The following is a 25,048-nucleotide window of genomic DNA, read 5'->3' as shown; positions in this document are numbered from 1 at the left end:
TGAAGATATTTCATCGACTTTATATTAACTAGTGAAAACGCGCCTTTCTTGCCAAAGTGTCACCAATAAACTGTATTCCTTGCACTATAATCACCAAGGTCACAACCGTAATTGCCATAGCAACATTATCAAAGCGTTGATAACCATAATTTAGCGCAAGGTCACCAACACCCCCACCGCCAACAGCTCCAGCCATCGCGGTTGCTCCAACTAACGTTATACTGGCAGCGGTTAAACTTAAAATTAATGATGACTTTGCTTCTGGTAAAATAAAGTGCCACACAATTTGCCAGTTGGTCGCCCCCATTGCATCGGCGGCTTCAATAATGCCTGAATGGACACTGAGCAATGAATTCTCGACCAATCTTGCCGTATAAGGCGCAATATAAATAACTAATGGCACAATGGCTGCGGTGGTGCCAATAGATGTTCCTACCACAAAGCGCGTTAATGGGATTATGGCCACTAATAAAATAATAAAAGGTAGTGAACGGAATATATTAATAATAGGGTTAATCACGCGATAAATACGTTTATTTTCCCAAATCCCTTCTGGTCGTGTAATAACTAATAAAATTCCCAATAAGATCCCGAATAGTGAACCTAGGACAAGCGCAATACTCACCATAGTGAATGTTTCTGACATGGCCAATAAAAATTGTTTACTTGTCAGTGCCGTTTCAAAAAACTCACTCATACTGTCCCCTTATTCACTGCAACGCCACGATGGCGTAAATAGGTTATGGCTTCATCAATATGTTGTTTATCTCCTAACATTTGAACAAACATACTGCCTAAAACGACGCCATTGATCTCTTTCATGTTGGCAAACAGGATATTGATTTTAATAATATTCTTGATAATAAGCTCATTCACCACTGGCTCTTGTGCCGATTTACCTAAAAACTCTAATCGATACACATCCTCTTGATGTTCAAGCTGATGGAGTACACGCTCCGGAATTTTTTCATTGAGTACCGTACCCACAAATTTTTGCGTGGTCGAATGTTGAGGATTGGCAAAAATATCAAGTACTGTGCCCTCTTCAACAATGCGACCGGATTCCATAACGGCGACACGATGACAAATCTGCTCAATGACTTCCATTTCATGAGTGACCAATAGAATGGTAATTTTCTGCTCACGATTGATTTTTTGCAGTAATGCCAAAATGGAGGCGGTAGTTTGTGGATCCAAGGCAGAGGTTGCCTCATCACACAGCAAGATTTGCGGATTATTAATTAACGCTCTTGCTATTCCAACACGCTGTTTTTGCCCACCAGAAAGCTGGTTAGGGTATTGGTATTTCTTATCGCTTAGCTCAACGTATTCGAGAATGTTATCTACGCGGCGGGCAATTTCGTGCTTATCAATGCCGAGTAAAATCAGAGGCATAGCAACATTCTGCTCGACGGTCTTCGTTTCTAACAAATTAAAATGTTGGAAAATCATTCCGATGCTTTTTTTATGTGCTCGTATTTGGGATGGGGTATGCTCCGCTAAATTGTGCTGATCGACCTTGATGGAGCCACCGGTAGGCTTTTCTAATTGGTTGACTAAGCGGATCAAGGAGCTTTTACCTGCACCGCTATAACCAATAAAACCAAAAATATCACCTTTATTGATATGCAAATTAATATCTTGTAGAGCGACTAAGGATTGCCCATTTTTTTCATAGATCTTTTGGACATTGTTAAATTCAATCATCCTTTACTCCACATTTTCAATCAGTTGTACGCGCTGAGCGGGAGGCAAGGCAGGTTGCCATTCATCACCTAATAACTCATTCTCTGTACTGGTTTTAACCAACTCAAGGTGCTGCTGTCGATGGGCAAGATACAACTTGGCGGCAATATGATCCGCTAAACGCTCAGCTCCGGTATTGGTACCTGGGATCAGACCAATTACGGGGCCCATGCTGAGTGAGGCACTTAAATTGAAGCAATAAAAGTGGTCGATAAACGGAAATTCGTAACCCGATTTTGCTTGTAATTCAAAGTGTTCACCAAGATAGGGATGCGCGGCAAGTTCATCATTTTCTTCACCTTTCGGTGGGGTATAAACATCTTTCCATGTTTTAATAAACGGCGCTAAGCGATGAAATGCGCTGTGTTTCTGCCAATTCAGTCGATAGCCTGTCGCTAAAATGAGGTAATCAAAAGAGAAGTCCCCCTGAGTGGTGGAAACGTGCAATTTATTCTCTTTGATGGTGACATCATTGACTTGTGTATCGAAGTTAAAATATGCATGAGTATGGCGAGAAACGCGCAGTGTGCTGCCATGAGGGGCTGGGGTTTTCGCTTTCAAAACATAGTCGGCATAATGCCATTTTTGCGCATCGGTAAAATACCCATAGGCATTGGTAAAACCGGCACTTCCAGCAACTTTCCCACGGTTTACTCGCGGCATCTCTTTAGCTCGGATCAATAGCTCAACAGACTTAGCACCATGTTCTAATGCAGTGGCTGAACTGTCCATCGCGCCTGCACTGTAGCCTACAACGCCAATATCGAGCCCGTTAAATCTCTCATAGTTGCTACCCGCATATGAATGCTCCCAGTATTGAGTTGGGATTTTATCCATAAATTCTGGGATATTAGGTTCGCTAAATGACTCCATACCCGTTGCAATCACAACATGCTGCGCGATAAAAGAGACCTGCCCATTGGGAGTGTCGAACGTTAATTCACGACCTTGAGGGATTAATTTAACATCGACTAATTGGTGCTGATTCAGCAGTGTGGGTGCCGTCATGGTTTTAAACCATTGTAGGTACTCACCCCATTGTAAACGTGGAATTTTATCGAGATTTTCCCACGCGTCATCGCCAAATTGAGCTTTAAACCAGGCTTGGAATGTTAAAGAGGGAGAGGCGAGAGCAGGGCCGACAACCTGTTTAGGTGACCGCAAGGTTTCCATCAAAGCTGGCGTTTGCCAAGGGCCTTCTTTGCCGGAAGGTGCTTGGTCAAAAACGATGGCGTTAATCCCCCGTAATTTCAAGGCAAAAGCCGCAGTAATTCCCGACATGCCCGCACCGATAATGGCAACATTAATCTGTTGTTTATCAAGATCTTCATCTGATAGCGACCATGAACCAATCGGTAAATTAAGATACTGCAAATCCTGATTTATTTGCGCCTCTAGAGCGACTAATCCAATAACCTCATCCATGGTATTACTCCTTATTTTCAGGGAGTTCAAACGGTTCTCCCAATGTCAGCATTAAGCGATTAGCCCATGAGAAAAAAGCACTGGATTGAATTAAATCGAGTAATTCTAGCTCCGTTAACCCTAATGAACGTAATTGTTCGATTTGTTCAACAGAGGCTTGAATAGGCGTAGCTGAGAGCGAAGCGACAAGAGAAACGGCAGCTAAAAGCCTTGGTTCATAGCCTTCAGCAAGCACGCTTCCGGCGGGCGTTGCTAACAGTTTCTCGACATCAACGAGATGTTCTTTTGCATACTGGCTAGCTTTGCGCGCATGAACTGAGGCGCAATAAATGCAGCCATTCACTTTACTGACCGCAGCGGCAGCAAACTCTCTCTCCCAACGAGGTAATCCGCCAGAGGTATAAAAAATACCACGGTCTATCTGTGTACGTAGCGCTAAAATTTCGCTTTGATGAGCTAACAGAAGGAAATACTCAGAATTTAATTGTCCATGTTTTTTCAGAGTTTGAGTTTCATCGTCACTTAACGAATTGACATCTCGTGCAGATAACCAAGATTCCCAACCTAATTGCTGTTGTGTAAAAGCGGTTGGTGATGATTGTCCTAATTGCGTTGTCGCTGTGTGACTCCAATTTCCTGCTGTAATTGGAAAGTGCTGAACTGCTTTATTATCTGAATTCGGATTCTGTCCAACTAATAATTCCAATCCAGCAACTAAGCGGGATTGATAAGTCACAAATGTAATTAACTGAGCCAATAAAATAATATCGGACTCGGACCATCCTTGTTGAATAAATTGTTGCGTTAAAGCGTAATCCGCTTGATTTGGATTGCTGGTTAATACTCGAAGATATTTCTCTGCAAGCGCAATCTCAGGTGTTATTTCGACGATGGATTGTGATGATAATAATTCAGCATAATATTTTGCGAGTAATATTGAACCAGTAATTTTTGCCACGGAAAGCGCAAAATAATATTTCACATTTAGAGGCAGTATTTGAGAGGGTACAGAAAAAATGGCCTCAAAAGCGGCTTGAGTATTCTCTGTTGCAACCGGTCTTTCTGCGCGGGTCTTCGCTAATTTTGAGTCTGGTGTCAGGTTAAGAATATTGTTAATTAAATCAAATTTTACTGTCATAAATAACTCACTTTATTTAAGTTTTTTTATCTCCTTCATTACATATCAATCACATCATTATTCGAACTACCATTTTGTTATATGGTTATAACCATTTTGGTTTGGTTAATTTTTATATTCATTTCTATTTAAGTTATAACGAACGGATCTAAGACGTTAAATAAATCCTGTTTATACTCCGGTCGATTGGCAATATTAAAAATTGAATGTAATCACCATAGGGAATAGCAAATGTTCAAACAAAAAATAATAAATTTATCTTTAGTGGCAACCGCAATCATTGTATTGGCAGGATGTGGTGATAATAAAGAAAAAGACAGTTCAGATAAAAAGCAAATTACGATTGGCTTCGGTGTCGGGAATTATATTGATCAGGTCGATAAAGGCATTGTGCCTATTTTAGAGAAAAAAGGTTACCAAGTGACGTTACGTCAGTTTTCACAAAATAGGCAAATTAACCCTGCATTTGAAGAAGGGGCAATTGACGCATCAGTAAACCAAAGTCGCGCGTATATGGAAGCGTATAACCAAAAAAATAACATTAATATGGTCGCATTGGCCGATTCACCAAGCGCACCGCAGAGTTTACGTTCTAATAAGCATAAAACGCTGGATGACGTGCAAGATGGCATGATTGTGGCGCTGTCAAATGATCCTGTAAATGCGGAACGTGGTGCTCGAATTTTAGAGCAACTGGGTTGGATTAAAATCAAGCCGAATGTCAGTACGCTCAGCTTTAGCGTCAATGACATTGAACCTGCAAAATATAAACTGGATATTCGTGAAACAGATGCCGCGCAAGGATTACGTCTATTGGATGATGTGGATTTTGTGGTAGTGAATGGTAACTATGTGGCGAGTGCAGGGCAGCGTATTGCGGATGGTTTAGTTGTTGAGAATTCACCTCTTGAGCATCGCGTTGTGGTTTCTGTTCTACAAAAAGATCTCGATACTCAATGGGCTAAAGATTTAAAAGAGGCTTTTGAATCAAAAGAGTATGCGGATTATATTCGCTCTCAGCGTCTTTATGATGGTTTTATTGAGCCAGCTGCATGGGCAAATTACTCTAAATAATATTCGAATTCTCGTTGCCAATTTGGTGAAAGATTGGCAACAGATCGTTTAGAAAGATAGACAAACGCCATAGAGTTGGTTATTACCTATTCAGAATAAATAAAAAACAGCACAATAAAACTGTCTTGATAGGACTGAAACCAGATAGGGGAAAACGATGGCTAACGAGGTTTTAAATGCACTAAAGGTATTAAAATCCAAAAAATGGGTGGATTTAACGCACAGCTTTGATAAAGATTCTCCTCATTTCTTTATGTTTGACTCTGCAGAATTTAAAACATTATTTGGCTACTCTGACGGCTTTTTTGCTCAGCAATTTACCTTTCCTGGGCAATACGGTACGCATATTGACGCGCCTTGCCATTTTGTGGAAGGAAAACGTTTTTTACATGAATTGGAACTACAAGAATTGGTCTTACCGCTGATTGTTATCGACCAATCTGGGCGGGCTGTACAAGATCCTAATTTTGCTTTTTCTCGTGATGATGTTTTAGCCTTTGAGCGCGAGTATGGGCGAATCGAACCCGATAGCTTTGTGGCGCTACGTACAGACTGGCATAAACGTTGGCCTTCCCAGGAAGCGATGGATAATAAAGACGCTAAAGGTAATAACCAAATTCCGGGGTGGGGTATGGATGCGCTCAAGTTTTTATTTGAAGAGCGTGGCATTAAAGCCATTGGGCATGAGACATTTGATACTGATGCAGCAAAAGATTTTCGCCAAAATAATGCGCTATTAGGCGAATATTACGTATTAGAGCAAGATACTTACCAAATAGAGTTGATGGCGAATTTAGATCAATTACCAACTCGTGGCGCCGTGATTTTTAATATTGTCGCTAAACCTAATAATGCGAGTGGGTTTCCTGTTCGCTCATTTGCTATTCTTCCCTGAAAATCTTAAACGCCTTTCTCAGTTAAATAAGCTGAGAAAGGCGTCAGTTTTATAACGCAAACAGAATCCAAGCGGTGGCTAATAACATACAGAGCACCGCGACAATTCCTCCTGATTTAGCAAATTCTGAGAATGTAATTTTCACGCCATAAGCAGCGGCCTGTTCCACCACAATAATGCCCGCCAAACTACCAAATACAAATAAGTTACTGGAAAAGCCGGAGCCAAGCACCAATGCGGCGCCTAATGCATCAGCGTTACCGTCTGGCGTTAAAAAAGGCACCAGCAACATGACGGACGGGTTATTTCCGACAATAGTACTAAGAACGCCAGTTACTAAAAACAGAATGAAAGGGTTATTGAGTTCAACACCATGGGCGCGTAAATCATTCAACATTTGCTGCGGTAATCCTGTTCCAGCAAATGCCGCGTTGACGACAAATAATCCCATGATTAATAGTAATAAATTCCCATCCACTAACTTAAGCATATCGCTAGACGCAATGGAACGGTTCAGTAATAGGAAACCCGCAGCCGTTAATGCGATTAACTCTTTTGGTATATCACTCACCACAAAAGCCACAATCACGGCGAGTGTGATCACACCAGCTTTAGCCGTTTCCCATATATCGAGTGGTGTTGGAGAAGAGACCGTTTTAGGGGTATTAGTCGGCTCTTTAGCTAAGTACCAGCGGTTGCGATATAACCACACCAATACCAGCCAAGTGAGCGGTAAAGATAATAATGCCGGTATTGCCGAGGATTGTAATAAGCCCACAAAGGAAATATCTAGCCCCTGTGCCGCAATCATATTTTGCGGACTACCAATTAGCGAGCCTGTTGCACCGTTGTTGGCGGCAAAACAGAATCCAAGCAGAAACGGGATGGGATTAAGTCCGCGAGATAGCGTGATGGAGACCAATAACGGCGTCATCGCGACGACAACCACGTCGTTGGTTAAAAGTGCGGAAAGTAATCCGCTAACGGCGATTAGTACGGCAAGCAGCGTAGGTGCACTGACTTTGAGCATCGCCACGCGATCTGCTGTCCAGCTATAAAAGCCCGAAACCACAAACGAAGCCGATACCACCATCAAACCAAATAGCATGCCGATAGTGCGGTAATCAATGGCATCCCAAGCATGAGGTGGCGTGATGCTGTCGATGGCCATCATTGCTAATGCACCGATGACGGCGGCACCCGTTCTATCAACTTTAAAGCCGGGCAGTTTGCCAAATGCCATGGCGATATAGACCAAGACAAAAATAATAATGGTAAGCGTCATATTATTCACATTTTTTCTGAAAGATTAGGGGGATTTTACGGTGAATAAAATTGCAGGCAAGATAAAAAACGTTTAGTTTTTAATTAAGTAAATAGCATCTAACTAAGATATTCGTAATTCGATGTTATTCGAGCAATAAGCGATAATTAATTTGCTGGCTGGAAGTTTCTGCATAATAAATAAAATGAGGTTGTTATGAAAATTACAGTTACACATGAGATTACCCCTGAAGATAAAGAAGAATTATTTACTGGGCTAAGAAGCTACAACCGATCTTTTTTACAAAATAGCTATTTTGGACAACTTGGTGTGTATAGCAAAGATGATAATGGGATCATGCAGGGTGGGCTTTTCGCATCGATCAAAGGTCGATGGTTATGTATTGATTATTTGTGGGTGGGTGAGTCAATGCGTAAGAATGGATTAGGTAGCCAATTAATGCATGTCGCAGAAGAAGAGAGTAAGAAACTTGGTTGTCACAATGCATTGGTGGATACCTTTAGTTTCCAAGCTTTGCCATTTTATGAAAAACTGGGTTATGTGAAACAAATGTCACTCCCTAATTTCCCTGAATTAGGCATGCAGCGGCATTATCTTTCTAAAGAGATATAATAATCTTTATATCACCAGTTTATCTTTTAGTTCATGTGAGCAGATGGGCTTGTTGGCAAGGATTGGCTATCTATCCATTGAGATAATATTTGTTTTGCAGTTAATCTTAATGGTGTATTTGTTGTGACAGAGGAATTTAAATATTGCGTAGAATATTCTAACAAATATCCATTCTTAAAAATAAACCAGCGGTCTGTCATTGGAGTTGTGGCTTCTGGTTGTGGTTTATCATGATAAACAAATAGCTGATAACCATCCTGCTTCGTTTGCTCATCCGGCATTCCTTCTATTTGCATCACTTGGTTTGCTGTCATCCCTGCCATAACCACGGAAGGGGACTTCTCCATCGTACAACCCATCAGAAGAATAGCAATCAATAAGGCAAAAAGTGTTCGCATTGTGGTCAGCCCATCAAATAGGAATATGAGCAAAATAATATAGGGGAAGAAGTAAAAGCGAAATAGGGCAAAGAAAGATTGGGACAGTTCTTGGTGCGGGATTTGTCCCCTGCAGGAATCGAACCTGCAACTAGCCCTTAGGAGGGGCTCGTTATATCCATTTAACTAAGGGGACATTGAGATGTTGATAAATAGCGCTTGGCATTTTACTGTCCACCCTCCATCGAATCAAGCTGTTACACCCAAATTCTCTGCTTTTATCTTTTTTATTCTTTTCTTTGTTGGGTTTTTAAGCATCTGACGGTTGAGTCTAAAATAATTTCAGATAAGTCTATCCCTATGTTAATGCACTAATTAATGACATTTACTGAAGTGACTCGAGCATTTGGGGTAATTCGAATGTATTTCTTATGATAAGTTGATAATTAAATAGGTTATAATTATATCTATATGGCAATTAAACCACTCAAAACGCTTAACAGATTTTTCTATTTGCTTTTATGATAAAGCGATTAGCAATAACGATAAAAACACCATGGCAAGGTGGACTAAAGGATGGAGAGAATGATGAAGTTTCGCATAAGTAGCGTTCTTCTCGCGGGAGTTTTAATGGCCGGATGCGCCAGCGTTGATCCAGAAACGCAGCAGCGTTCAGACCCGTTAGAAGGCTTTAACCGAGCAATGTTTAACTTTAACTATAATGTCTTAGACCCATATGTCTTAAGACCTGTAGCCGTTGCTTGGAATGATTACGTGCCAATGCCTGCTCGAAACGGACTCAGTAACTTTCTCGGCAACCTTGAAGAACCAGCCAGTATGTTAAACAGCTTTTTCCGTGGAGAAGTGGAGCAAGGCTTTAAGCACTTTAACCGCTTCTTCTTGAACTCGGTGTTTGGTATCGGTGGCTTAATTGATGTTGCTGGTATGGCAAACCCTCAGTTAGTCAAAGAAGAACCGAAGCGTTTCGGAAATACGTTAGGCTACTATGATGTGGGTTACGGTCCATATGTGGTTTTACCGGGTTATGGCAGCGCAACATTGCGTGAGCAAGGCGGTAACCTAGCAGACGATCTCTACCCAATGTTGAGTTATTTAACGTTCTGGATGTCAGCGGGTAAATGGGCACTGGAGGGTATAGAAACCCGGGCAAGATTACTTGATTCTGATGGATTGCTGAAAAGCTCTTCCGATCCTTACTTAATGTTCCGCGAAGCTTACTTCCAACGTAATGATTTCTTATCTAAAGGGGGAACGCTGCAACCAGCAGATAACCCAAATGCGGCGGTCATTGAAGGGGAGTTGGATTCGATTGACTAATTGGTTGATCGATTGATTCGGTGGGGTTTATCACTCTCTATGTTTTTTTGGACATCAGAGAGTGATAAATAAACTGCTAGTCATTGTCCTGTTTTCCTCGTTGGATGACTGTGTCAATCACGGCACTGACGACTAACACGCTAACAAAGCTGATAGTAAATAATGTTCCCATAATGCCCTCCTATGTTTTTTCCATGGTTTTCCTCAGATGGTAGCTTAGTGAGCAACTTTACTGCGTCTTCATGTCAAAAAGATGAAGGGCAGCATCGTAGTTAAAAATCGATTTAAAAATGGTTGGGTGGATACTTATGACTGGGATCAGTACATGAATAAGCCGTAGGAATGCTTTTAACAATAAAATAACATCGGGCTATAATTAATATATAAATCTGTACAAAAAAAAGTCAAGAAAAAATTTGGCTTGAGGATGATTTTTCTGCGAAGAGCATAAAAAGAAAGTGAAGCAGAGGAAGATATCAGGGGAGCGAACTCCCCCGATAAGATATAACTGATTAGAAGGTATAGTTAAAGTTAATACCTGCTAACCACGCTGAACCTTCTGATTTAAAGTTGTATACAGGTGAAGCGATAGGAAGTTTGTCACTTTCGATCAGTTTTTCACTGATATTGACTTTTTTACCGTACATATAAGCTAATCCAAGATCTACAGAGGCATTTGGTGTAAATGCATAGGTGGTTCCTGCAGTTAGCCAATAACGATCTTGATCTGGGATGGAGATAGAACGGTATTTAGATGGCACTGGACTTTCATCGTAAGCAATACCCGTACGGAATGTCCAATTATCATCATAGAAATAAGTCGTACCGACAGCTAAACGCCATGCGTCTTTAAAGTTTTCTGGTTTGTGGAACAGGACTTCACCATCACTTTTTCTATAAGCTGTTAAATCTTTGAAGGTGCTCCAGCCAGTATAGGCAACGCTATAGTGCAGCGCCCATTTAGGGTCAACTTTATGGTAGCCAGAGAATTCCCAGATATCAGGTAAATTTAAGTCTAAAGTTCCTTTCTCTGTTGCTCCACCAGTGCCGTTGAGTAGGCCTTTCGGTAGATCGTTAGAAAACTTACCATTTTCAAATTTCACTTTTACTTTTGAGCGGTAGGTAAAACTTAAACGGTTATCTTGGTTAATTTCATAGAGTAAGCCAGCATTCCAGCCATAGCCCCAGTCATCACCTTTAAGCTTTGCCATAGTTGTACTTGCTGGGAAGGGGGAAAGTGCTCCTTTACTGATAATTGGCGCTAATGCACCTAAGTCACCAGCATGGCGAGTGATTTCAGCGTCAGCATAAACGGCATTCGCACCTACACCAAAACTAAAGTTGTCGTTGATGCGATAGGCACCACTTAAATTCAAGTTAACAGTTTTTAAATCCGTTTTTCCACCGATAGGGCCTGCTGCATAATTTTTATTAAAATCGGTAGCTAAACCAAAGTTAGTGGTCATTGAGGTACCGACAGCCCACTTATCATTAATTGGGAAGATAAAGTGTGCGTTAGGGACTAGCGCACTTGGGGCGATATCGTTGGCTGTAGTATTGCTATTAAGTGGTGAGCCACCTTTACCTTTAATATCAACACTTGGGTTAATGTGAACTGCACCAACAGAAATAGTTGGTCTATCAAATAACATCATTGCAGCTGGGTTGCGGCTGCCTTCACTTGCGTTGTCGCCGACGGCTCCTGCGCCTGAAAATGCACGTCCTAAGGCTGAGGTTGAATATTCATTCAGCAAAAAACCAGCTGCGCTTGCATTGGAAGAGATAACAGCCACTGCGATTGCTAAAGCTGATCGAGCAAATAGGTTTTTCTGGTTCATGACCAAAACCCTCTTGTATGTTTTATTTAAATAAGCGACTTCTATCGCAAGAAGCGCTGAATTGTAGGGTCGCTTGCCGCAATGACAAATCAGACCAGTTCACTGAGTATAGGTCTGACCACTGGGGATGTTGCAAGGTTGTTTTGTTTTTGTGCGATTTTTCTTTTCGAAAATGCGATGTAATTAACAAAATGGCAACATTCGCATGAGCTTAACGAGTAATAAGTGCTCATATAAGGAGCTAGATCAAACTTATGTTGGATTATTAGCAACTAAATTTGATATCACTAGTGTTTGGCACTTTTTCAGCGTTATGATACTGACTTAACAGTTTGTTCATTGGGAGAATAAAATGACTGATGCGATTAAACGTTGTAGCGCGGATGAAACAGCTGCGTGCTGCTGTGTAGATGTGGGTACAGTTCTGGAAAATAAAGATTGCACCGCATCGTATCAGCAAGTTTTCGCCACTCAGCAAGATGCTGAAGCGATGTTGAAAACACTCACTGAAAAAGCCAAATCAGTAGAGTCAGAACCGTGCGAAATTACTCACTCAATCAATCCTGTAGCAGGTGGTGTAGAGTTATCCGCGAACTTTACATTTAGTTGTGAAGCAGAAAGTCTGATTTTTCAATTAGGCTTACGTTAATCAAACGTTTGAATTCCTTTTTAAAGCCCATTAACTCTATTATTTCGCAGATGCGTCATTTTTAGAAGTGAATGGGTTTTTTATTGCTAAAAACTTACCTAATTTCCCCTCTTTATTGCCAATTAATTGTAACTTGTGTGTGAGCTCGCATTTTTTATCGACACTGATTGATAAATGTGAAGAATATGTTAACAATCGATACAGGTCAGACCTCTCAGTTTAATCACAACAATTCTACTTATTTTTCTTTTAGCAGGAGCGACCATGAATCAACTCTCCCACCATGGCGATAATAAACATGCCACAAAAGAAAGGATTGCCATTGTTAGTGGATTACGTTTGCCTTTTGCTAAACAATCCACAGCCTACCAGAACACGCCAGCGGTGGATTTAGGCAAAACCGTCGTTGCAGAACTACTGCATCGTAGTGATATTGACCCGTCGATTATTGAACAATTGGTTTTCGGGCAAGTGGTTCAGATGCCGGAAGCACCTAATATTGCCAGAGAAATTGTGTTAGGTACTGGCATGAGTGTCTCGACGGATGCTTACAGTGTTTCTCGCGCCTGTGCTACCAGCTTTCAAGCGATTGTGAATGTGGCGCAAAGCATGATGGTGGGGGATATCTCCGTGGGTGTCGCGGGTGGAGCAGATTCATCCTCTGTGCTGCCTATCGGTGTATCGAAAAAGCTCGCTGCCACGCTATTGGCGTTAAGTAAGGCCAAATCCTTTGGGCAAAAATTATCGCTTATCAGTAAATTGCGCCTGAAAGATTTAGTACCCGTTGCGCCAGGTGTCGCGGAATACTCGACGGGATTACGTATGGGAGATACCGCCGAGCAGATGGCGAAAAGTTACCATATTAGTCGCGAGCAACAAGACGAATTAGCTCATCGCTCTCATTTGCTGGCTGCTAAAGCTTGGAAAAGTGGCGTGCTAGAGCAAGAAGTGATGACCGCGTATATGCCACCTTACAAGCAAGCATTTTCGCAAGATAACAACGTGCGTGAAAATTCCGTGCTCGCTTCCTATGCGAAACTCAGACCTGCGTTTGATAGAAAACACGGTAGCGTGACCGCAGCCAATAGCACACCATTAACTGATGGGGCGGCTGCTGTGTTGATGATGACTGAATTTCGAGCAAAAGCATTGGGTTATACCCCGTTAGGGTACATCAAAAGTTATGCTTTCTCGGCAATCGATGTGTGGGAAGATATGCTACTGGGACCTTCCTACGCCACACCGATTGCATTACAAAGAGCGGGGCTCTCTCTGCAAGATTTGACTTTGATTGATATGCACGAAGCGTTCGCTGCTCAAACACTCTCCAATATTCAAATGTTTGCCAGTCAAAAATTTGCTCAAGAAAAACTGGGCTTGTCGAAAGCGATTGGGGAAATTGATATGGATAAATTTAATGTGCTGGGCGGTTCTATTGCTTATGGTCATCCTTTTGCCGCGACAGGAGCGAGAATGGTGACCCAAACATTGAATGAGCTACGTAGACGCGGAGGCGGATTTGGGTTAACCACAGCGTGTGCGGCGGGTGGGCTTGGTGTAGCAATGATTTTGGAGGCGGAATAATGACGCAACATTCAGCAGTCATCACAGAACCTGCATTCACATTAAAGATAGTAAATGGCAATGTTGGTGTGATTTACATTGATGTTCCTAATGAAAAAGTGAATACCCTAAAGGCGGAGTTTGCACAGCAATTTCATGCCATTTTACAGCAAGCACAATCGACATCAGGTCTGAAAGGCTTGGTGATCACCTCGGGCAAAAAAGACAGTTTTATCGCAGGAGCAGATATTAGCATGATAGCTAACTGCACCAGTAAAGAGCAGGCGAGTGAGCTATCTAAGCAGGGGCACACTCTGTTCGATAAAATTGAAAATTACCCACTACCGATTATTGCGGCTATTCATGGCGCGTGCCTTGGTGGTGGTTTGGAGTTAGCGCTCGCTTGCCATGCGCGCATTTGTTCTGATGACGATAAAACCAAACTGGGTTTACCTGAAGTGCAGTTAGGGTTACTGCCAGGATCCGGCGGAACTCAGCGTTTACCGCGTTTAATTGGGATCCCAAATGCTTTAGATATGATGCTGACAGGACGCCAATTAAAAGGCAAACAAGCGTTAAAAATGCGATTAGTCGATGACGTGGTTCCGGTTTCGATTCTACTGGATACGGCGGTTGAACTGGCGCAGAAAGGGGGCGTAAAACGTAAACCTCTCCCTTGGCAACAGCGTTTACTCAGTAGCAAGTTATTGCGTAATAAAGTGTTTTCCAGCGCAAAAGAGAAAACATTAAGTAAAACTCAAGGACACTATCCGACACCAGAAAAAATTATTCAGGTGGTGAAAGCGGGTATGAATAGCGGGCTAAAAACGGGGTTCGCTGAAGAAGCCAAAGCGTTTGGTGAACTGGCGATGACGCCAGAATCTGCCGCATTACGTAGCCTATTTTTTGCCTCTACTGCATTGAAAAATGAAACTGGGGCGGACGCTAAACCGCAAATTATCAAACAAGTGGGTGTGCTTGGTGGTGGGTTGATGGGCGGTGGCATCGCTTATGTGAGTGCGGTATTGGGTAAATATCCAGTACGCATTAAAGATATTTCAGACAAAGGTATCGCTCAAGCTCTGCGTTATAGCTGGGCTCTGCTTTCCCAGCGAGTGAGTAAAAGGCGCTTACAGCCTCGGGAGCGGGATGCAATTATGGCTCGGATCTCGGGAACATTGACCTATCAAGGACTAGAGTCAGCGGATATTGTGGTGGAAGCCGTGTTTGAAGATCTGGCTCTGAAACGTAAAATGGTGCAAGAAACCGCAAAAATGTCAGATGGCAAAGCGATTTTTGCCTCAAATACCTCTTCATTACCCATCCATCGAATTGCGGAAGGTAGCCCCCATCCTGAGAAAGTGATTGGGCTGCACTATTTTAGTCCCGTGGATAAAATGCCACTGGTGGAAGTGATCCCTCATCAGCAAACGGATGCCACCACCATTGCAACCACGGTTGCCTTTGCTAAGCGCCAAGGTAAAACCGCCATCGTCGTTGGTGATGATGCGGGCTTCTATGTGAACCGTATTCTGGCACCTTATTTGTGTGAAGCGGCGCAATGCCTTGTGGAAGGCGCGGCGATTGACCATATTGATAAGGCGTTAGTGAAATTTGGTTTCCCAGTTGGACCTTTCCATCTACTTGATGAAGTGGGTATTGACGTCGGAACCAAAATTTTACCAATTCTCGTTGAACGCTTTGGCAACCGTTTTAAAGCCCCTGATGCGCTTGACAAAGTGGTCAACGATGACCGTAAAGGGAAGAAAAACGGCCGTGGTTTTTATGTTTACGGGCAGTCAAAAAGTAAGTTAGCTTTCTGGAAAAAATCCACAAAACGTCAAGTTGATCATGGTATTTATTCACTGATTAACATTCACCCCTCAACGTCAACGAGCCAAACAGATATCGCTCAACGCTGTGTTATGTTAATGCTCAATGAAGCTGCTCGCTGTTTAGATGAGAAGATTATTCGTAGTGCGCGAGATGGGGATATTGGTGCGGTATTTGGTATTGGTTTCCCGCCATTCTTCGGGGGGCCTTTCCGTTATATGGATAGCCTTGGTATCAGTAAAACTGTGGAAACGTTGCAACACTTAGCGGAAAAACAGGGTGATAAGTTTGCGCCGTGTGATTTATTGATTGAAATGGCACAGTCTAATCGCACGTTTTATCCGGTGAATGATCATGAAAAAAATGCATCATCGACGGAAGAAAATAACGATATTTATTAAGCGATAATCGCTGTTTAATCAACCTGATGCCACAGTTAAACGCTGTGGTTATCAGGTTTTTTTATGGCTGAATAACCAAAAATGTCAGTAAAAAACAATGTAAATCATTTTATTTGCAACGGGTTTGTTGCAGAATCTCTCCTCACCCAGCTGATGGTTATCTTTAACAATAATTATCTTAACAAAAAGACCCGTATTCTCTTGTGGGACTACGGCACAGATGGTGGATTATGCAAGTTTATATTATGCGTCACGGTGATGCGGCGATTCAGGCTGCGAGTGATTCAGCAAGGCCATTAACCCAAAAGGGAAAAGATGATTCGGTACTGATGGCGAAATGGTTACAAGCCCGTCAACCTCAGATTGATACGGTATTAGTGAGCCCCTATTTACGCGCAGAGCAGACATTACAAGTGATGCGTGATGCGTTATCGCTGCCAGCACAAGCGCAAATCATGGAAGGGTTAACCCCTGGAGGAAATGCGGATTGGGTTGCCTCTCAAATTCGAGACTATGCATTTAGTGGTGCCAAAGCAGTTTTAGTGGTTTCGCACCTGCCACTGGTTGGCTATTTGGTCTCGGAGTTATGTCCCCACGAAGCACCGCCAATGTTTACAACATCGACGATTGCATGTGTTGAAGTGGATACTGAGCAGATGAAATGCCACTTAGAATGGATGCTCAGCCCATCGCAGATTTCGTTGACCCAATCTTAAGTTTGAGCATCCTAGGAGATGAAAACTAAACGAAGTGAGTGCTTAACGGCGAGCACTCTCAGTCGTTTCAATTAATAATAGCAACGAAGCATTGCCACCCCACTCTTTAGGGGCTTGGTGAAAAGCAACAATATCAGGATGTTGAGCTAACCACAGTGGCGTTTGCTGCTTCAAAATATGCTTACCGTGCCCATGCATGATGCAGGCACAATCGACATTTTCCCGCTTACAGGCCGCAATTAACGCACCAATTTCTTGTTTCGCTTCCATTTGGGTCAACCCATGGAGATCCAGAAATAACTCCGGCACATAGTCTCCACGACGTAATTTTTTCAACTCATACGGGTTGGCATCCGGTCTTAAATAACGAGTAGGACCTTCATTATCGAGCTGTGGTTGAAATTCATCAGAAAAATAAAACGAAGCATCCACTTGTTCTTGCTGAACTTTTTTACTGGATGGTTGAGTGACTTTCGCGCGAATAGGGGCATGCACTATTTGGTCTTGGTGAATTTTCTTAGTACCTTGAATAGCGTCTTTAAAGAGATTGATGTCGCCATCTTCTAAGGCGAATTTATTTTTAGTCATTGTTTATAAATCAATTGTTAATAAATGATGCTTTCTTGGATGTGCAAAACAGAACCCACAAAACGGATCCCACAAAACGGATCCCACAAAACGGATCGTAGTGTAACCCATTTTTCCCATGAACGGTTATCATAGAATATTTTTAGCGCTGCGTAACAAATTTATAACTTTTACGTGAGTAGACATTGACAACAGACCGATAAGTAGTCTAATTGTATATACATATCTATACGTTTATATCTGTACCTTTCATATGTGAAGCCGAATCGGGTTTCTGCTGCCATGGGATGATTTATGTTATTTAAAGCACACGCAAATGATGTGATCTGGCGTAACGGGCGGATCGCCACAATGAATACTGAACTTGGAACGGCATACGGGTTACTGGAAAATTACGATTTAATCATTCGTGGTGAGCAGATCATTGCCATTCACCCAAGTGACCAAGTAGATGCCAACGGTTGCCACATCATTGATGTTGAAGGTCGCTTAATCACACCGGGACTGATTGATTGCCATACCCACTTAGTGTTTGGCGGTAACCGAGCCGCAGAGTGGGAACAGCGCATGAATGGCGTCTCCTATGAAACGATTAGTGCGCAAGGTGGCGGGATCAATTCCACCGTTCGCTCCACGCGAGCCATGAGTGAAGCTGAGCTATTTGAGGTGTCGAAACCGCGTTTAGACGCGTTGATCCGTGAAGGTGTCACCACCATTGAAATGAAATCGGGCTATGGTTTAGATCTTGCCAACGAAGAGAAACAACTGTCAGTGGCAAAACGATTATTTGCAGCTTATCCGATAGATGTGTCCTCGACATTACTTTCCGCGCATACGGTTCCACCAGAATATAAAGGTAAAGCAGACGATTACATTGACCTTATTTGCGATGAAATTATGCCGCAGCTATGGAAGAAAGGGCTATTTGATGCGGTGGACGTGTTCTGTGAAAGTGTTGGCTTTTCTCTTAAACAAAGCGAGAAATTATTCTTAGCAGCGAAAAAATTAGGAATTCCAGTAAAAGGGCATGTGGAGCAACTCTCTAATTTAGGGGGAAGCGAGCTGGTGGCGGAGTTTAACGGGCTATCAGTCGACCATATTGAATACTTAGATCTCCAAGGTATTCAAGCCCTCAAACGCAGTGGAACCGTGGCGGTATTATTACCCGGTGCGTTCTATTTTTTACGTGAAACCAAATTACCGCCGATTGAATTATTACGCGAAAACCAAGTGCCCATGGCCATCTCTACAGACTTTAACCCAGGTACCAGCCCATTTGCTTCACTGCGTATGGTGATGAATATGGCGGCGGTATTATTTAGACTAACCCCTGAAGAAATTTGGGCAGGAGTGACTCGTCACGCGGCGAAAGCCCTAGGGCGAGAAAACAGTCTTGGGCAACTACGCGCAGGCTATCAAGCCAACTTTGTGGTCTGGAATGCTAAGGATCCGGTAGAAATGATTTATGAACAGGGCACTAACCCATTAAATCAGCGCGTTTATCAAGGAAAAGTCACCCACAAAAATTAATGGTTTATTTTAGTTAAAATAGAAAAAGCGTTTTTGTTTTTCAGGTTATAATACTATTTGCTCATAAAGTTCTGATTGCTGCCTAAGAATATCATCTCCACTATAGGCAGCAATTATTTTGATTAATTTTCAATGTTGACGACTCACACACATTACTTATTTGGAAATAAACGTGACAGCCGAAAAAAAACCGAAGCTGAAAACTCCTGTTCCATTGTATTTGCAAGTTAAGCAGTCAATTATTGAAAAAATACAATCAGGAGAGTGGCAAGCCAACGATCGTGTGCCTTCAGAAGCCGAGTTGGTAGTGCAGTTTGATTGTAGCCGAATGACGGCGAACCGAGCCTTGCGGGAACTTACCGCTGAAGGGTTATTGGTGCGTCTTCAAGGCGTTGGCACCTTTGTTGCCGAGCCTAAAGGGCAATCAGCCTTGTTTGAAATCCACAGCATTGAAGATGAGATCCTCGCCAGAAATCATCAATACAGCTGCAAAATTAACAAGTTAGAACAAGTCAGTGCATCAGTGACACTGGCTAAAGAGTTAAATATTTCCCCAGAAACGCCGGTTTATCATTCCGTGATTGTCCATTTGGAGAATGATATTCCAGTACAAATTGAAGACCGTTTTGTGAATGCGCTGGCAGCACCGGATTATCTGGAACAAGACTTTCTGACCATCACTCCCCATGATTATTTATCCCGTGTTGCGCCTCTGACTCAGGGCGAGCATATTGTTGAAGCGGTAGAAGCAGATGACCGTAGTGCCCGGCTTTTGCAAGTGCATGTGGGCGCATCGTGCCTGCAAATTACCCGACGAACATGGTCACAAAGCCATATCGTGACCAGTACGAAGTTATTGTTTCCCGGTCATCGATATAAACTCAAAGGCAGTTTTTCCTCATAGCGTTTTTCAATTAACGATATTTCATTCCCACACTTATTCTCATCTGAGCGCAGGGCTGTTGGCTGTGCTCATTACCATTCCTGCCAACATTAAATGTAAAATAACTGTGAATTAAATGTGATCTGGTAGGCATATTTAGAATAAAAAAACATCAGTAAAATCAAAGGGTGATTTTTTATCATATTGTTTTTAATAGATAATATTTATCGCTAGAGTCTATTTTAGCCATCGCAATTGTTAAAAAATAAATTGATTGTACATGTATATACAACTATATCTATAAGGAGACGCAATAAGTCAAACACGCATCTAAGTGAGGGTATATTCGTGACAAAGTTAAATAACAAATATCGTAATATTGAAATTCGAGCACCTCGTGGAACGACCTTAACAGCTAAAAGTTGGCTGACAGAAGCGCCACTGCGCATGTTGATGAACAACCTCGACCCTGACGTAGCAGAAAATCCCCATGAACTTGTGGTTTATGGTGGCATTGGCCGCGCAGCCCGTAACTGGCAATGCTATGACCAAATTATTGAATCCCTGAAACAGCTAGATAACGACGAAACCCTACTGGTGCAATCAGGAAAACCTGTCGGTGTATTCAAAACCCACGAAAACGCGCCCCGCGTATTAATCGCTAACTCCAACCTTGTGCCACATTGGGCGAATTGGGAGCATTTCAACGAATTGGATGCTAAAGGCTTAGCTATGTACGGTCAAATGACGGCAGGAAGCTGGATTTACATCGGTAGCCAAGGGATTGTTCAAGGCACCTATGAAACTTTCGTTGAAGCAGGTCGCCAACATTACAATGGTGATCTCACTGGGCGTTGGGTATTAACCGCTGGTCTAGGTGGAATGGGGGGCGCACAGCCGTTAGCAGCAACATTAGCAGGGGCTTGCTCATTAAATATTGAGTGCCAGCAAAGCCGTATCGATTTCCGCTTAAGAACTCGCTATGTGGATGAACAAGCCACCGATCTGGATGACGCATTAGCGCGCATCAAAAAGTACACCTCAGAAGGTAAAGCCGTTTCTATCGCGCTGTGCGCTAACGCGGCTGAAGTTTTACCTGAAATGGTTCGTCGCGGCATTAAGCCAGACATGGTCACCGACCAAACCAGTGCTCACGACCCGCTCAATGGTTATCTGCCAATTGGCATGAGTTGGGACGAATACCGCGAAAAGAGCGTGAAAGACCCACAAGGCACTGCGCTAGCGGCGAAAAAATCCATGGCAGAACATGTGAAAGCGATGCTGGCTTTCCAAGCCCAAGGCATTCCGACATTCGATTATGGTAACAACATTCGTCAAATGGCTCTGGAAATGGGTGTTGAACATGCGTTTGACTTCCCTGGGTTTGTTCCAGCCTATATTCGCCCACTATTTTGCCGCGGTGTTGGTCCATTCCGTTGGGTGGCGCTATCTGGGGATCCTGAAGATATCTATAAAACGGATGCCAAAGTGAAAGAATTACTGCCAGACGATAAGCATCTGCATCGTTGGCTAGACATGGCGCGTGAACGTATTAGTTTCCAAGGCTTACCGGCACGCATTTGCTGGGTTGGTTTGGGCGATCGCGCCAAATTAGGTTTAGCGTTCAATGAAATGGTCAGAAGTGGCGAAGTTTCTGCACCGATTGTGATTGGTCGTGACCATTTAGATTCAGGCTCGGTAGCGAGTCCAAACCGTGAAACTGAAGCGATGAAAGATGGCTCAGATGCGGTGTCTGATTGGCCGTTACTCAACGCACTATTAAATACGGCGAGCGGCGCAACATGGGTGTCATTGCATCATGGTGGCGGTGTCGGAATGGGCTTCTCCCAACATTCTGGTGTGGTGATTGTCTGTGATGGAACTGATGCGGCGGCGGAACGCATTGCTCGCGTATTGCATAATGATCCAGCGACAGGAGTGATGCGCCACGCGGATGCGGGCTATGACATTGCTATCGAATGCGCCAAAGAGAAAAACTTAAACTTACCTATGCTAAAAACACGTTAAGGAGTGCCATTGATGACTAAATTAACTATCCATCCAGGGAAAATGACACTCGACGAATTACGCGTTGTTTTCCAAAAGCCAGTGACTGTTGCGTTAGATAAACATGCCCACAGTGTTATCGAAAAAAGCGTTGCGACTGTCAATCAAATTATAGCGGAAGATAAAACCGCGTATGGGATCAATACTGGTTTTGGTTTACTTGCTAACACGCGTATTGCCAGCAAAGATTTACAATCTTTACAGCGCTCGATTGTGATGTCCCATGCGGCTGGCGTCGGTGAGCCACTGGACGATGACCTGGTTCGCTTGATTATGGTATTAAAAATCAACAGCCTTGCGCGCGGTTTTTCAGGTATTCGCTTGGAAGTGATTGAAGCACTGATTGCACTGGTTAACGCACAAGTCTATCCGTATATTCCTGCAAAAGGATCCGTGGGCGCATCTGGCGATTTAGCACCGCTAGCGCATATGAGCTTGATTTTGATTGGTGAAGGGCAAGCGCGCTTTGAAGGCCAATGGCTACCTGCGAAAAAAGCGTTAGAAAAAGCGGGCTTGAAACCATTAACGCTGGAAGCTAAAGAAGGCTTAGCACTATTGAACGGGACACAAACCTCGACGGCATTTGCGTTAAAAGGTTTGTTTGCGGCGGAAAATCTGCTGTTATCCGGCATTGTGTGTGGAGCGTTAAGTGTTGAAGCGACATTAGGTTCACGCAAGCCATTTGATGCACGTGTCCAAGAAGTTCGTGGTCAAAAAGGTCAAATCGATGTGGCGGCGTTATTCCGCGATGTCTTATCGCCAACGAGTGAATTGTCCCAATCTCACGTAAATTGCTCGAAAGTTCAAGATCCATACTCACTACGTTGTCAACCTCAAGTGATGGGAGCTTGCTTAACGCAAATTCGCCAAGCGGCGGAAGTGATTTTAATTGAATCCAATGCGGTATCCGATAACCCGCTGGTGTTTACCGATAACGGCGACATTATTTCTGGCGGTAACTTCCATGCGGAGCCAGTTGCCATGGCGTCGGACAATATCGCGCTGGCATTAGCCGAAATTGGGGCATTATCAGAGCGCCGTATTGCGATGTTGATGGACACGCACATGTCCCAATTGCCACCATTCTTAGTTAACAATGGTGGCGTAAACTCTGGCTTTATGATTGCACAGGTGACAGCAGCAGCATTAGCCAGTGAAAACAAAGCATTAGCGCATCCATCTAGCGTGGATAGCTTACCAACATCCGCCAACCAAGAAGACCACGTTTCCATGGCGCCAGCAGCAGGTCGCCGTTTATGGGAAATGGCGAAAAACGTGACGGGCATTTTAGCCATTGAATGGTTATCTGCGTGTCAGGGAATGGATTTTCGCGATGGCTTGAAATCGAGCGAAAAACTGGAAAAAGCCCGTAAAACTCTGCGTGATAAAGTGGCGTATTACGATAAAGACCGTTATTTCGCGCCGGATATCGAGGCGGCTATCTCGCTTATTGATCAACATAAACTTGCCACGTTGTTTGCAGCAAACTCGGTTTTTCATTCATAAAAACCAACAGTTCCTATAAGTAAGTGTTTTAGAAGCAGCCGACTATGTATCGGCTGCGAATTCTCTTCGAAACGACTGATAAAAATACGAAGGACACAACATGCAAAGCACATCACAACTTGCGCGTGGGCTTTCTGCGCGCCACATCCGATTTATGGCCCTCGGTTCAGCAATAGGAACGGGGTTATTCTATGGTTCAGCCAAAGCTATTGAGACTGCCGGCCCGGCCGTTTTACTGGCTTATATTATTGGGGGCGCCGCTGTTTTTATGGTGATGCGCGCGCTCGGTGAAATGGCGGTTCGCAGCCCATTGGCAGGGTCATTCTCCCAATATGCTAGCCATTATTTAGGTCCGCGAGCGGGTTTTTTCACCGGCTGGACATATGTTTTTGAAATGCTAATTGTCTGCTTGGCTGATGTCACGGCATTTGGGGTCTATATGAAATTATGGTTCCCTGATGTGGCTCAGTGGATTTGGGTGCTCAGTATTATCTGCTTTATCGGTGCCATTAACCTGTGTCACGTCAAAACATTCGGCGAAATGGAATTTTGGTTGTCGATAGTTAAAGTGGGAGCGATTGTCGCGATGATCGTCGGTGGTGCAGCCATTATGATGTTTGGCTTCGGTCAAGCCTCTGAACATGCGGTTGGGGTATCAAACTTATTTGACCATGGCGGGTTTATGCCAAATGGGATAGGTGGCGTCATCGCCTCATTTGCAGTAGTGATGTTTGCCTTTGGTGGAATTGAAGTCATCGGGATCACGGCGAGCGAAGCCAAAAATCCGGAAGTGACTATTCCAAAAGCCATTAATGCGGTGCCTGTACGTATCTTACTGTTCTACGTATTAACGCTATTTGTACTGATGTGCATCTACCCGTGGAACCAAATTGGCCAAAATGGCAGCCCGTTTGTGCAGATTTTTGATAGTTTAGGTATTTCAGCTGCGGCGAATATCTTGAACGTGGTGGTGATCACCGCCGCCATTTCTGCCATTAACAGTGACATTTTTGGTGCGGGTCGCATGATGTATGGCATGGCTCATGAAGGGCAGGCGCCTAAATCATTCACTAAGTTAACCAAAAATGGGGTGCCATGGATGACCGTCTTAGTCATGGTGCTGGTGCTGTTTATTGGTGTGGTACTGAACTATGTGATCCCCGAAGATGTGTTCTTAGTGATCGCCTCGATTGCTACATTTGCCACGATTTGGGTCTGGTTAATGATTTTACTGGCGCAATTTGCGATGCGCCGTAAGATGACGCCAGAACAAGTTCAGCAATTGAAATTCCCAGTGCCGATGTGGCCAGTTGCGCCAATCCTAGCGATTGCCTTTATGGTGTTTATTTTTGGTGTGTTAGGCTATTTTGAAAGTACCCGAATTGCGCTGTATGTGGGTATCGGTTGGTTGTTGTTACTCACCATTGCTTATGCGGTATGGGTAAAAAAACCGGAAGAAACCGAGAAAGAAGTCGAAGAATTAGCGTAACGTTTTTAATAGCATGATAGACGCTGCGCCCTTGATGAAAATCCGGGGCGCGGTTATTTTTAGCGCCAAAATGCGCAAACAAGTGCATATCTGCG

The 25,048-nt window shown here is 43.3% G+C and carries 21 protein-coding genes and 1 tRNA gene; 13 read left to right on the top strand and 9 right to left on the bottom strand.

The window, feature by feature from the left end; translation table 11 throughout:
- Window positions 1-28: 28 nt before the first annotated feature.
- The 4 genes from GKR48_RS17105 to GKR48_RS17090 are packed head-to-tail and all read right to left on the bottom strand — an operon-like array spanning window position 29 to window position 4,309.
- The gene (locus GKR48_RS17105; RefSeq protein WP_132495518.1) at window positions 29-697 is read right to left on the bottom strand and encodes a methionine ABC transporter permease; all 669 of its coding nucleotides are present in this window, start codon (window positions 695-697) and stop codon (window positions 29-31) included.
- Window positions 694-1,707 (bottom strand): methionine ABC transporter ATP-binding protein, encoded by a 1,014-nt coding sequence (locus GKR48_RS17100; protein WP_154628938.1) that lies wholly within the window; start codon window positions 1,705-1,707, stop codon window positions 694-696. Before GKR48_RS17100 ends, GKR48_RS17105 begins: the two co-directional genes overlap by 4 nt.
- Window positions 1,708-1,710: 3 nt before the next feature.
- Window positions 1,711-3,171 (bottom strand): FAD/NAD(P)-binding protein, encoded by a 1,461-nt coding sequence (locus GKR48_RS17095; RefSeq protein WP_154628937.1) that lies wholly within the window; start codon window positions 3,169-3,171, stop codon window positions 1,711-1,713.
- Window positions 3,172-3,175: 4 nt separating this feature from the next.
- Entirely contained in the window at window positions 3,176-4,309 is a 1,134-nt protein-coding gene (locus tag GKR48_RS17090) for a CMD domain-containing protein (RefSeq protein WP_154628936.1), read from the bottom strand.
- 231 nt (window positions 4,310-4,540) lie between these two features.
- Here GKR48_RS17090 and GKR48_RS17085 point away from each other — a divergent pair, with 231 nt between their 5' ends.
- Window positions 4,541-5,383 (top strand): MetQ/NlpA family ABC transporter substrate-binding protein, encoded by an 843-nt coding sequence (locus GKR48_RS17085; protein ID WP_154628935.1) that lies wholly within the window; start codon window positions 4,541-4,543, stop codon window positions 5,381-5,383.
- Window positions 5,384-5,540: 157 nt separating this feature from the next.
- Window positions 5,541-6,278 (top strand): cyclase family protein, encoded by a 738-nt coding sequence (locus tag GKR48_RS17080; RefSeq protein ID WP_154628934.1) that lies wholly within the window; start codon window positions 5,541-5,543, stop codon window positions 6,276-6,278.
- A 49-nt stretch (window positions 6,279-6,327) separates the two neighbouring features.
- On the opposite strand, the gene GKR48_RS17075 is transcribed toward GKR48_RS17080, so the two are convergent.
- Window positions 6,328-7,563: an SLC13 family permease gene (locus GKR48_RS17075; protein ID WP_154628933.1), complete on the bottom strand. Its 1,236-nt coding sequence runs from the start codon at window positions 7,561-7,563 to the stop codon at window positions 6,328-6,330.
- Window positions 7,564-7,758: 195 nt separating this feature from the next.
- Between GKR48_RS17075 and GKR48_RS17070 the strand changes: the two genes are divergently transcribed.
- Window positions 7,759-8,175 carry a GNAT family N-acetyltransferase gene (locus tag GKR48_RS17070; protein ID WP_154628932.1) on the top strand — a complete coding sequence of 139 codons (417 nt, stop codon included), beginning with the start codon at window positions 7,759-7,761 and terminating at the stop codon, window positions 8,173-8,175.
- Window positions 8,176-8,201: 26 nt separating this feature from the next.
- Here the strand turns inward: GKR48_RS17070 and GKR48_RS17065 are convergent, their stop codons facing one another.
- Together GKR48_RS17065 and GKR48_RS17060 are read right to left on the bottom strand one after the other, a co-directional pair.
- A complete protein-coding gene (locus GKR48_RS17065; protein ID WP_154628931.1) occupies window positions 8,202-8,573 on the bottom strand; it encodes a hypothetical protein in 372 nt (123 codons plus the stop codon).
- A gap of 103 nt (window positions 8,574-8,676) precedes the next feature.
- Window positions 8,677-8,748: transfer RNA gene (locus GKR48_RS17060), tRNA-Arg, on the bottom strand.
- A gap of 392 nt (window positions 8,749-9,140) precedes the next feature.
- Here GKR48_RS17060 and mlaA point away from each other — a divergent pair.
- Window positions 9,141-9,890: a phospholipid-binding lipoprotein MlaA gene (gene mlaA, locus GKR48_RS17055; RefSeq protein WP_154629018.1), complete on the top strand. Its 750-nt coding sequence runs from the start codon at window positions 9,141-9,143 to the stop codon at window positions 9,888-9,890.
- Window positions 9,891-10,402: 512 nt separating this feature from the next.
- On the opposite strand, the gene fadL is transcribed toward mlaA, so the two are convergent.
- A complete protein-coding gene (gene fadL / locus GKR48_RS17050) occupies window positions 10,403-11,728 on the bottom strand; it encodes a long-chain fatty acid transporter FadL (protein WP_154628930.1) in 1,326 nt (441 codons plus the stop codon).
- 352 nt (window positions 11,729-12,080) lie between these two features.
- Between fadL and GKR48_RS17045 the strand changes: the two genes are divergently transcribed.
- The 4 genes from GKR48_RS17045 (at window position 12,081) to sixA (ending at window position 16,890) form a co-directional block, all read left to right on the top strand.
- Window positions 12,081-12,377, top strand: a complete 297-nt coding sequence (locus tag GKR48_RS17045; RefSeq protein ID WP_006660227.1) for a YfcZ/YiiS family protein — start codon at window positions 12,081-12,083, stop codon at window positions 12,375-12,377.
- 264 nt (window positions 12,378-12,641) lie between these two features.
- The gene (gene fadI / locus GKR48_RS17040) at window positions 12,642-13,961 is read left to right on the top strand and encodes an acetyl-CoA C-acyltransferase FadI (RefSeq protein ID WP_154628929.1); all 1,320 of its coding nucleotides are present in this window, start codon (window positions 12,642-12,644) and stop codon (window positions 13,959-13,961) included.
- Complete coding sequence (gene fadJ / locus GKR48_RS17035) at window positions 13,961-16,174, top strand: fatty acid oxidation complex subunit alpha FadJ (RefSeq protein ID WP_154628928.1); 2,214 nt, start codon at window positions 13,961-13,963, stop codon at window positions 16,172-16,174. The genes fadI and fadJ overlap by 1 nt, the downstream gene beginning before the upstream one ends.
- 230 nt (window positions 16,175-16,404) lie before the next feature.
- The gene (gene sixA / locus GKR48_RS17030; RefSeq protein ID WP_154628927.1) at window positions 16,405-16,890 is read left to right on the top strand and encodes a phosphohistidine phosphatase SixA; all 486 of its coding nucleotides are present in this window, start codon (window positions 16,405-16,407) and stop codon (window positions 16,888-16,890) included.
- 42 nt (window positions 16,891-16,932) lie between these two features.
- Here sixA and smrB read toward each other — a convergent pair whose 3' ends face one another.
- Entirely contained in the window at window positions 16,933-17,478 is a 546-nt protein-coding gene (gene smrB / locus GKR48_RS17025) for an endonuclease SmrB (protein ID WP_154628926.1), read from the bottom strand.
- Window positions 17,479-17,772: 294 nt separating this feature from the next.
- On the opposite strand from smrB, the gene hutI reads away from it, so the two are divergent.
- From hutI to GKR48_RS17000, 5 genes are all read left to right on the top strand, one after another.
- On the top strand, window positions 17,773-19,008 hold the full coding sequence (gene hutI, locus GKR48_RS17020; RefSeq protein WP_154628925.1) for an imidazolonepropionase: 1,236 nt from the start codon (window positions 17,773-17,775) through the stop codon (window positions 19,006-19,008).
- Between the two features lie 172 nt (window positions 19,009-19,180).
- Window positions 19,181-19,912, top strand: coding sequence for a histidine utilization repressor (hutC, locus tag GKR48_RS17015; protein WP_272521591.1), 732 nt, complete (start codon window positions 19,181-19,183; stop codon window positions 19,910-19,912).
- Between the two features lie 327 nt (window positions 19,913-20,239).
- Window positions 20,240-21,919, top strand: a complete 1,680-nt coding sequence (hutU, locus tag GKR48_RS17010) for a urocanate hydratase (RefSeq protein WP_272521592.1) — start codon at window positions 20,240-20,242, stop codon at window positions 21,917-21,919.
- Window positions 21,920-21,931: 12 nt separating this feature from the next.
- Window positions 21,932-23,464, top strand: coding sequence for a histidine ammonia-lyase (hutH, locus tag GKR48_RS17005; protein WP_154628923.1), 1,533 nt, complete (start codon window positions 21,932-21,934; stop codon window positions 23,462-23,464).
- 100 nt (window positions 23,465-23,564) lie between these two features.
- Window positions 23,565-24,953: an amino acid permease gene (locus GKR48_RS17000; protein ID WP_154628922.1), complete on the top strand. Its 1,389-nt coding sequence runs from the start codon at window positions 23,565-23,567 to the stop codon at window positions 24,951-24,953.
- The last annotated feature ends 95 nt before the right edge of the window (window positions 24,954-25,048 follow it).

The organism is Providencia sp. wls1943, from assembly GCF_009706275.1.
Lineage (GTDB): Bacteria > Pseudomonadota > Gammaproteobacteria > Enterobacterales > Enterobacteriaceae > Providencia > Providencia zhijiangensis.
Note: the sequence above shows the minus strand (reverse complement) of the source record. Positions and strands in the feature narration are given on the sequence as shown.

Bases quoted from the DNA above. Each gene is read 5' to 3' on its own strand.
- GKR48_RS17045 (WP_006660227.1), top strand. From the start codon at position 12,081: ATGACTGATGCGATTAAACGTTGTAGCGCGGATGAAACAGCTGCGTGC.
- GKR48_RS17080 (WP_154628934.1), top strand. From the start codon at position 5,541: ATGGCTAACGAGGTTTTAAATGCACTAAAGGTATTAAAATCCAAAAAA.
- mlaA (WP_154629018.1), top strand. From the start codon at position 9,141: ATGAAGTTTCGCATAAGTAGCGTTCTTCTCGCGGGAGTTTTAATGGCC.
- smrB (WP_154628926.1), bottom strand. From the start codon at position 17,478: ATGACTAAAAATAAATTCGCCTTAGAAGATGGCGACATCAATCTCTTT.
- hutI (WP_154628925.1), top strand. From the start codon at position 17,773: ATGTTATTTAAAGCACACGCAAATGATGTGATCTGGCGTAACGGGCGG.
- fadI (WP_154628929.1), top strand. From the start codon at position 12,642: ATGAATCAACTCTCCCACCATGGCGATAATAAACATGCCACAAAAGAA.
- GKR48_RS17090 (WP_154628936.1), bottom strand. From the start codon at position 4,309: ATGACAGTAAAATTTGATTTAATTAACAATATTCTTAACCTGACACCA.
- GKR48_RS17075 (WP_154628933.1), bottom strand. From the start codon at position 7,563: ATGACGCTTACCATTATTATTTTTGTCTTGGTCTATATCGCCATGGCA.
- hutH (WP_154628923.1), top strand. From the start codon at position 21,932: ATGACTAAATTAACTATCCATCCAGGGAAAATGACACTCGACGAATTA.
- fadL (WP_154628930.1), bottom strand. From the start codon at position 11,728: ATGAACCAGAAAAACCTATTTGCTCGATCAGCTTTAGCAATCGCAGTG.
- GKR48_RS17000 (WP_154628922.1), top strand. From the start codon at position 23,565: ATGCAAAGCACATCACAACTTGCGCGTGGGCTTTCTGCGCGCCACATC.
- GKR48_RS17095 (WP_154628937.1), bottom strand. From the start codon at position 3,171: ATGGATGAGGTTATTGGATTAGTCGCTCTAGAGGCGCAAATAAATCAG.
- GKR48_RS17100 (WP_154628938.1), bottom strand. From the start codon at position 1,707: ATGATTGAATTTAACAATGTCCAAAAGATCTATGAAAAAAATGGGCAA.
- fadJ (WP_154628928.1), top strand. From the start codon at position 13,961: ATGACGCAACATTCAGCAGTCATCACAGAACCTGCATTCACATTAAAG.
- GKR48_RS17070 (WP_154628932.1), top strand. From the start codon at position 7,759: ATGAAAATTACAGTTACACATGAGATTACCCCTGAAGATAAAGAAGAA.
- GKR48_RS17085 (WP_154628935.1), top strand. From the start codon at position 4,541: ATGTTCAAACAAAAAATAATAAATTTATCTTTAGTGGCAACCGCAATC.
- GKR48_RS17065 (WP_154628931.1), bottom strand. From the start codon at position 8,573: ATGCGAACACTTTTTGCCTTATTGATTGCTATTCTTCTGATGGGTTGT.
- GKR48_RS17105 (WP_132495518.1), bottom strand. From the start codon at position 697: ATGAGTGAGTTTTTTGAAACGGCACTGACAAGTAAACAATTTTTATTG.
- sixA (WP_154628927.1), top strand. From the start codon at position 16,405: ATGCAAGTTTATATTATGCGTCACGGTGATGCGGCGATTCAGGCTGCG.